We start from the raw sequence: 6,882 nt of genomic DNA, 5'->3' as shown, positions 1-6,882 counted from the left end.
TGTTTCTGTTCTTTCCCATCCCGCGTCAAACGCACGATGTGCATTTGACGATGACACGCTTTTGTTAGCCGCTCTTAGTCCTATTTCTGTCTTAATGCTTCCATCAGTTGTTTCTTATCCACGTATTGAAGATAGTCGCCAATCGAGGCTGTTACGTTTCGGTTGGCTATCAGTTCGCGCATGGCCACCTCGCCAAGTGACTTAAAGGAATCAGACATACTTGAGTTGCCTGGCTTGTTCTGGACTAGGCGTGCTTCGACAACGCAATCTTGAGTTAGCAGGCGCGAGATTAGAGTAGCCATGGCCTTGTTTGATTGAATGCGTGTTGCGTCACTAGTCGCGGTCAGATCGCTCATGTCTGGATGAGCGCTCATGGCGATAAAGACCCAGCGAATTAACTCCTTTCTATCCTTGCCGTTCGTGTTATCAGTAAGACAAGAACTCAGGGCGTCTGATTCAACTCCGGCGCTTGCCGGAAAAGACAAGATGGAGGCAATTAGTAGGATGACTGCAAGTAAATTGCGCATGATGTGTGTTGTGGTGTTGTAAGGGGATGATGAGACAACGAAGAATGAACTCTTATCCAAGACGCACCTGTTTTCTACACAGACATCAAAGTTTGGACAAATGGCGTGCTCGTAACTAACTAGCCACTATATCGTGACGCATCTTTTGGCGTGTCTGACATGCTGGGATCTTTCCTTCAAAAGAAGGAGGCGTAAGCAACTCCATTTCTATAGCGCATTAAGTTCATGAAACTTGCGATAAAGCAGCTTTTTATTTGTAGATTTTTAATTGGCTTTTGGTGGTGCCAATGGCTCTTTGTTTGAGGGCGATCCCTGGCTGGGATGTGCACCAAAAGAAAGACGCCAGCCCTGATCCGCCCAAAGCTGTACTCCTCGGCGCATACAGAGGAGACCCCGGGGATCGGTGGCGCTGTGCGCCACATCGCGCCTAGGGCACGAAGGGTTGTCGGCCCGGCTATGGGAGATTTATGACGCACCCAACATTGAATGGAGGCGTCAATGGTTGTAGACCGACATTGTTGTCACGCTACGCAGTGCACAAGTTCGGCACAGCGACCTTCTGAAAGAGATGAGGACGGGCGACCATCGATGCCGGATGTGCCTTGAGCGTCGCCCGGAAGCCGGGATGTTTGAAGGCCGTGCGCCATGCCGCCGCTGATTCGAAGACGGCATAGTTGAGATACGTCGGGCTGTCTCCCAGTGCGCGGTGCAGCTGTGTCGAGATAAAGCCGGGCTGGCTCTTCATGAAGGCGGCATCGGCGGCCCATGCCGCCAGGAACGCTGCTTCGTCTTCGGGAGCCATGGTGCAGAGATTGACCAACACGATGGGGGCCGCGTCTATGTCCATCTGGCGACTTATCGGGAATGACGGGTCAAGCGACTCGATATCGGGCATGTTTTTAGTTCCTTAGAAAATCAGTGTTTTGTTGGATGGCGTTGGCCAGTTGGACAACATGCCTACCCCTAGCTCAAAACTCCTGCCGTGTCGGGCGGAACAGGATTTCGTTGATATCGACGTCTTCGGGCTGGCTGATGGCGAACAGTACGCAGCGCGCGAAGCTGCTGGCAGGAATGGCGTTGTGCTCGTAGAAGGTCTGCATGGCCTGCACCATGCCCTCGGCCTTGGTGGACGCGGGCAGTTCGGTGTCCACCGCCCCGGGCGAAAGAATGGTGGAGCGGATGTTGTAGGGCTTGACCTCCTTGCGCAGCCCTTCAGAAATGGCGCGCACGGCGAATTTGCTGGCGCTGTACACCACGCCGCCTGCGCTCACGATATGGCCAGCCACCGACGAGACATTGATGATCTGTCCGCTCTTTTGAGCCTTCATGTGGGGTAGTGCGGCGCCAATTCCGTAAAGCACACCCTTGATGTTCACGTCGATGGTCTGGTTCCACTCATCCATCCGCAGCAGTTCCAGGGGCGAGAGCGGCATGACGCCAGCATTGTTGAGCAGCACGTCGATGCGCCCGTATGTCTCGACGGCGCGCGCCACCAGCGCCTGCACCTGTGTGGGATCGGTGACATCGGTTTGCACGAAGCTTTCGTCGCCCAGGCCGAGCTCTGTCGCCAGCGCCTGCAAGCGGTCCAAGCGCCGCGCACCCAGAACGACCTTTGCACCGGCCCGCACCAGATGCCGGGCTGTTTCTGCGCCTAGGCCGCTGCTGCCGCCGGTGATGACGACTACCTTGTTTTCGATTTCTTGCACCATGCTAGTTCCTTTGTTGAAGTCAGATCACAAACCCAGCAGCCGCTCGGCGTTGCCGTGGGCAATCAGGGCCTTGTCCGCATCGCTGACCGGCAGGCGATCGATGAAGGCATGCGCGCCGTCCAGGCTCTGGTAGGGGTAGTCGATGGAATACAGAATGCGTTCCGCCCCCATCAGTGTGTGGATGAACTGGAAGTGCGGCAGCGTAAGCATGCCGCTGGGTGATACGTACACGTGCTCGCGGTAGGTCTGCACGATAGGGCGTTGGAGGCCAGAAGCTTCTTGCGGGATAGAGTCCTCCAACCGTTGCAGGAAGAAGGGCACCATCTCGCCCCAATGGCCACTGATGACTTGCAGCCTGGGGTAGCGGTCGAATACGCCTGCCAGCAGCATGCGCACGACCTGGATGCCGGCTTCGTTGTGCCAGCCCCAGGCAAACATGGCCAACCGCGCGCTGAGTTCCCGATCGAAACCGCCGTAATAGGGCGTTTGCACGGCGGCCAGCGGCAGGCCCGGGTGGACATATAGCGGGACGTTCAGTTCGTCGAAGGCGGCGAGGATGGGCGCGTAGCGCGGGTCGTCCAGGAAGGTGTCGCCGGGTCGGCCGTTGATGAGTGCGCCCTTCAGGCCCAGCTCCTTCACTGCGCGCTCCAGTTCCCGCGCCGCTGCCTCGGGTGCTTGCCAGGGTAGCGTGGCGAACCCACTGAAGCGCGTGGGGTGGGCCTGTGCCACCAGCGCCAGCTTGTCGTTGGCGGCACGGTTTAGATCGATTGCCTGCGCGGCTGGCAGCAACTGGGGAAAGCCACCGTAGGAAAGCACCTGCATGTCGATGTCGGCAGCGTCCATGTCGGCCAAGCGTGCTGCGCCCGTTTCCAGTCCTTTGCGGGCTGATTCGCTGGGCGCGATGACGTGCGGCCGAGTGAAGTCAGCCACACGTTGACCGTCCACCACGCGGCTGCCCCAGTCGGGCAGGTAGGGTGCCGCGGCGCGGACGAGGCTCTGGGTGGCCCCACCGATGGCGGGGTCGAGCACGTGCTCTTCGACGCAGATCAGTTTCACGTTGCTGCCTTTCCGGTCTTGGTAGCGATCAGGCCAGCAGCGCGTCGCGCAACGCTTCGCCCAGACTGGCGGCGGACTGCGGGTTCTGTCCGGTGATGAGCCGGCCATCGACGACTACGTTATCGGCCCAATTGGCTGCGTGCTGGTGCTGCGCGCCACGCTCGATGAGCGTGGACTCCAGCAGGAAAGGCACCACATGGGTGGACTGCACTTCTTCTTCCTCGCCATTGGTAAAGGCGGCCAAGCGCTTGCCCGCTACCAGCAGGCTGCCGTCGGCACGGCGTGCATTGACCAGGGCTGCGGGGCCGTGGCACACCGCCGAGACGATGCCGCCCGCCGCATCGATCTCGCGGATCGCCTTTTGCACGGCAGGGCTGTCGGGGAAGTCCCACATCGTGCCGTGCCCACCGGCAAAGAAGATGGCCGAGTAGCGCGAGGGATCTACATTTTCTAAGCGCAATGTGTGGGCGATGGCGTGGCGGAAATCCGCGTCGGCCCAGTAGTGGGCGATGACCGGGTCTTTCATGTCCTCCAGCCCATCCAGCGGCGCGTCGCCACCCAGGATGGAGGCGAACTCCACGCGGATGCCCGCAGCATGCAATTTTTCCAGTGGGTGGGTGACTTCTGCCAGGTTATAGCCGGTGGGAATGCCTGTCGTGCCCTTCACAGCGGTGCTGGTGACGACGAAGAGGATGGGCTTGAGTTCGGATGCTTGTTTGGTCATGGTCGTACCTGTGTTCAGGGCGGCTCAGGCGTTGCCGGGCGCGAAAAGCGATTCCCAGTTCAGGAAGGGGCCAAGTGGAATGACGTCCCAATCGAGCAGACCGGCCTTGGCCAGCGGAAATTCGCGCAGGGCTTTCCGGGCCGCGTCGACGGATTCGCACTCGGCGATGATCGCGACGCCAGGGCGGTCCTGGCGGAAATAGATGTCGCGCACAACGCCGCCCTTGTAGAGCTGCCATGCGTGGCGGGCTTCGTCCTGCAGATGTGGCTGGTACTTTTCCAGGGTGGCACCGGGCGCGGGGATGTCGAGGCAAAGAAATTTCATGAAGAGGCTCCTTGGTAAAAAACGTATCAAATGGGTTGAAGTCGGCGAACGGTCTCGGCCACGCGCCGACCCAGGTAGGTGGCGGTTTCCAGATCGCTCGTGATGGGGGTGTCGTCCGGTCCTTGGTCGCCGTTGGACTGCGCCATCGCGCCCAGCCAACTACCCAGGCGATTGAGGTCATGCACGCTGCCGCGGCTGTTGTCGTTGCCCGGTTTCAAGTCGAGGCCCACCCACAACATGCCGTGCTGCGCCGCAAACAGCGCCATGGAGATCAGCGAGTGCAGCTTGTCGCCGTTCTGCGCGCCCGAATTCGTGAAGCCGGCGGCCACCTTGTTGCGCCATTTCATTCCGGTCCAGACAGGCTTGGTCGAGTCTTCGCAAAACTGCTTGAAGCGCGCGCTGGGCGAGCCGTTGTAGGTCGGCGAGCCGAAGACGATGGCGTCGCTCGCTTCGAGCACATCCCAGGGGATGGCACCTTCGGAGACAGCGATCAGCTGCACCTGTGCACCGGCCACCCCGCGCGCGCCTTCAGCCACGCTCTGCGCCTGCCTGGCCGTGTGGCCCCAGCCGCTGTCATGGACGATCGAAATCAGCATATTTGGCTTTTCCATTTCAAAATTTCCTACGCCGCGGCGTGCAAGGAGGTCAGGGGCAACCGAGTTGTTCAACATACTTTGTCGCCCAAAACTATCTATTTCTGCGAAGATTTGATATTAATGTAGAAAAATACTATCCAATGTAGAAAAACATTCCCCTATGAGAGGGTGTGAATTCACCAATGGATTCGTTGACTGCGGCCCCAGCGATCAAAGCAGTTCGACGACGTCACCGCGTTCATGGAGGCTGTGGCTTGGTGTCGCGCAATATGGAAGTCACTGGGTGCGTTGAGCGCGGCTGGATCGCGCTAGGCGCTGTCGGGCTGGTTGCAGGGAAGCCCGCCTCGCCATTCCTTGACAAGCTGTCGGCGCGCACGCGGATAGCGCTCCTCCAGAAAATCGACTGTCACGATACGGTCTGTGCGAATACGGCAAAAGTCGCCGCTCGACTCGCACCATGCTGCAATCAACCGCTGCGATTCGACAAAGCCGAGCATGATCGGCCAGATGGTCCGCTGCGTAATGGCCCCACTGTCATCCGCGTATCCGATGTGCATCTTTCGTTGCTCACGCATGGCCCTCCGTACCTGCGCCAGATCGAGGACCGATGCTTCTTTCCTCTTGCGAAAGACGTAGAGCGCGTTGTCGTCCAACTCCGCTCTCATCTCGGGAGGAAGAACACCATTGATTTTGGCGAGCGCGTTCTGGATGGCAAGCGCAAGGGCTTCGTCGCCGTGGCGGCTGACCCATTGCCCTCCGACCACGAGCGCCTGGATTTCTTCCTCGGTGAAAGACAGCGGCGGCAGCAGAAAGTCCGGCCGCAGTATGTAGCCCACGCCAGCCTCACCCTCGATGTGCGCTCCGATGGATTGCAGCGTGGCGACGTCGCGGCGGATGGTCCGTAGCGATACGCCCGTCTCGCGGGCAAGTATTTCGCCAGACACCGTTCCACGGTACCGGCGAAGTGCCTGCATGAGATCGAATAAGCGGTGGCTTCGCGACATGTCAGGCCATTGCCACAAGGCCCTTGCCGCCGAGCTTGCGGCCCGCTTCGAGAGCGGTGATAAGGCCTATCGCTTCGTTCAGGGGGACGATCTCGGCGATCGGCATCCGGAACCTGCCATCCTCTGCAGCACGGGCCAGGCTGTCGAGAATATCGGGCCGGGGCGTGCAGACGATCGGTTTCAGCTGTCGGCTAAAAATCGAGCGAATGAATTTACCCGGTGTTGGATTGAGGTCCAGGAACACGCCGTCCTTGCGCAGCAAGGCCAGGCCAAGCCGGGTCGTCATCGTGGCAGCCGTGTCGTAGACAACGTCAAAACGCTCGTGCAGCGTGGACAGATCCGTGCTCCGATAGTCGTAGACGGTCTGGACGCCGAGGGACCGTGCCCGTTCCACTGCTCCTGCGTTACAACTGCCCGAGACAACGGCCCCGCGCATATGCGCAATCTGGACAGCTGCTTCGCCAACCGCTCCGGTGCAGCCGTTGATGAAGACATGTTGGCCGGCTGTCAGCTTGGCCTTGTCGACCAGCCCGTTCCACGCCGTGACGCCGGGGGTTCCAAGGCAAGCAGCATCCTCGAAGGAGGTATTGCTGGGCTTTCTTGCCAAGGCAGTTTCATTCGCGACCACGGCTTCTCCCAGCGCGCCGCTTTCCTTAAAGCGAGCAAGCCCGAAGACGGCATCGCCAGGGACAAAGCGTGTCACGCCAGAACCGACGGAGATGACCGTGCCGGAGAAGTCGAACCCCATGGCGCGGGGAAACGCATTACCCGTGACGATCTTCATCTGGCCGTTGCGCAGCTTCCAGTCGATGGGGTTGATGGCCGCAAACTTGACCTTCACGGCCACCTGTCCTTGACCTGGCGCCGCCAACTCGAATTCGTCGAGTCGCATCAACTCCGGACCGCCGTATTGGCCGTACTGAATGCGTTTCATGACAGGTT

9 protein-coding genes are annotated in these 6,882 nt (G+C 59.7%); all 9 read right to left on the bottom strand.

The annotated features are described in order from the left end of the window. Positions 1-80: 80 nt before the first annotated feature. Entirely contained in the window at positions 81-527 is a 447-nt protein-coding gene (locus AC07O2_RS16910) for a hypothetical protein (protein ID WP_495076904.1), read from the bottom strand. A gap of 526 nt (positions 528-1,053) precedes the next feature. Further along, positions 1,054-1,422: an antibiotic biosynthesis monooxygenase family protein gene (locus AC07O2_RS16905; RefSeq protein WP_495076903.1), complete on the bottom strand. Its 369-nt coding sequence runs from the start codon at positions 1,420-1,422 to the stop codon at positions 1,054-1,056. Positions 1,423-1,495: 73 nt separating this feature from the next. Beyond that, entirely contained in the window at positions 1,496-2,236 is a 741-nt protein-coding gene (locus AC07O2_RS16900) for an SDR family oxidoreductase (RefSeq protein WP_495076902.1), read from the bottom strand. A 24-nt stretch (positions 2,237-2,260) separates the two neighbouring features. Further along, the gene (locus AC07O2_RS16895) at positions 2,261-3,292 is read right to left on the bottom strand and encodes an amidohydrolase family protein (protein ID WP_495076901.1); all 1,032 of its coding nucleotides are present in this window, start codon (positions 3,290-3,292) and stop codon (positions 2,261-2,263) included. A 28-nt stretch (positions 3,293-3,320) separates the two neighbouring features. Beyond that, on the bottom strand, positions 3,321-4,016 hold the full coding sequence (locus AC07O2_RS16890) for a type 1 glutamine amidotransferase domain-containing protein (protein ID WP_495076900.1): 696 nt from the start codon (positions 4,014-4,016) through the stop codon (positions 3,321-3,323). A gap of 24 nt (positions 4,017-4,040) precedes the next feature. After that, the gene (locus tag AC07O2_RS16885) at positions 4,041-4,340 is read right to left on the bottom strand and encodes a superoxide dismutase (protein WP_116607081.1); all 300 of its coding nucleotides are present in this window, start codon (positions 4,338-4,340) and stop codon (positions 4,041-4,043) included. A 26-nt stretch (positions 4,341-4,366) separates the two neighbouring features. After that, positions 4,367-4,936, bottom strand: a complete 570-nt coding sequence (locus AC07O2_RS16880; protein WP_495076910.1) for a flavodoxin family protein — start codon at positions 4,934-4,936, stop codon at positions 4,367-4,369. 308 nt (positions 4,937-5,244) lie between these two features. After that, on the bottom strand, positions 5,245-5,940 hold the full coding sequence (locus AC07O2_RS16875; protein ID WP_495076899.1) for a helix-turn-helix transcriptional regulator: 696 nt from the start codon (positions 5,938-5,940) through the stop codon (positions 5,245-5,247). A gap of 1 nt (position 5,941) precedes the next feature. Continuing rightward, positions 5,942-6,874: an NAD(P)-dependent alcohol dehydrogenase gene (locus AC07O2_RS16870; protein ID WP_495076898.1), complete on the bottom strand. Its 933-nt coding sequence runs from the start codon at positions 6,872-6,874 to the stop codon at positions 5,942-5,944. Between the last annotated feature and the right edge of the window lie 8 nt (positions 6,875-6,882).

The sequence above is a fragment of the Rhodoferax sp. GW821-FHT10B06 genome, from assembly GCF_059415605.1.
This window is presented reverse-complemented; position numbering and strand designations above follow the sequence as displayed.